Source organism: Methylobacterium aquaticum (genome assembly GCF_001043915.1).
GTDB classification, from domain to species: Bacteria; Pseudomonadota; Alphaproteobacteria; order Rhizobiales; family Beijerinckiaceae; genus Methylobacterium; species Methylobacterium aquaticum.
In genome coordinates this window covers 1-1,115 of record NZ_LABX01000366.1, presented here as the reverse complement: position 1 = coordinate 1,115, position 1,115 = coordinate 1, and the positions used below count along the sequence as shown (strand labels likewise).

At 75.6% G+C, this 1,115-nt stretch carries 1 protein-coding gene; it reads right to left on the bottom strand.

The window, feature by feature from the left end:
• On the bottom strand, nucleotides 1-1,115 hold a 1,115-nt coding region (locus tag VP06_RS32095), incomplete at both ends, for an amino acid adenylation domain-containing protein (protein ID WP_048467882.1).

Below are 1,115 nucleotides of genomic sequence, written 5' to 3'. Positions count from 1 at the left end.
CGCCGGCAGCCCCCGGCGGTCGAGCTTGCCGTTCTGCGTCTGCGGCAGGTGCTCCAGCACCGTCACTTGCACGGGCACCATGTAGTCCGGCAGCGCCTCAGCCAGCGCCGCGCGCAGAGCCGGCCCGTCGAGCACCGCCCCGGCGCGTGCCACCGCATAGGCCAGGAGCCGCAACCCCGTCGGACCCGGCCGCGCCGTCACCGCCGCCTGCGCCACCCCCGGCAGAGCCAGGAGACGGGCCTCGATCTCGCCCGGCTCGATCCGGTGACCGCGGATCTTCACCTGGTCGTCCGCCCGGCCGCGGTAGAGCAGCCGCCCGTCCGCGTCCCGGCCCGCCAGGTCGCCGGTGCGGTAGAGCCGCGACCCCGGCGGCCCGAACGGGTCGGGCAGGAAGCGCTCGGCGGTGAGCCCGGGCCGGCCGAGATAGCCGCGGGCCAGCCCCTCGCCCCCGATCATTAGCTCGCCCCGCAGGCCCGCCGGCGCCGGATGCCCGTCGGCGTCGAGCACCCGCAGCACGGTGGCGGCCACCGCCTCCCCGAGATCCGGCTCGGCGGTCCTGCCGGGAGGCAGGGCTGCGCAGGCCGACCAGATCGTGGTCTCGGTCGGGCCGTAGAGGTTCCAGGCCCGTGTTTGTCCCTGCGACCCGGCGAGTTCGCGGGCGAGGTCTGAGGGCAGCGCCTCGCCGCCGCACCAGCGCCGGCAGGTTTCGGGCAGGCCGTGTCCGCCGCCGATGAGGCGCCAGGTGGTGGGGGTGGCCTGGACCACGTCGACGGCGTGGGTGCGCACCAGGGCGAGGAGCGCGTCGGGGTCGCGGGCCTGGGCGCGGGAGGCGAGCACGATGCGGGCGCCGACGGTGAGGGGCAGGAGGAGTTCGAGGACGGCGATGTCGAAGGACAGCGAGGTCAGCGCCAGGATGGTGTCGTGCGCAGCCAGACCTGGTTTCTCGGCCATGCTGGCCAGGATGTTGGCGAGGGCGCGGTGGGGGACCATCACGCCCTTGGGCCGTCCGGTCGAGCCGGAGGTGTAGATCACGTAGGCGAGCGCGTCGGGATGCACGGCCGGGGCGGGGCTCGGGTCCGGGAGGTGATCCGTTGCGGTCTCGGCCGGGGCACCGC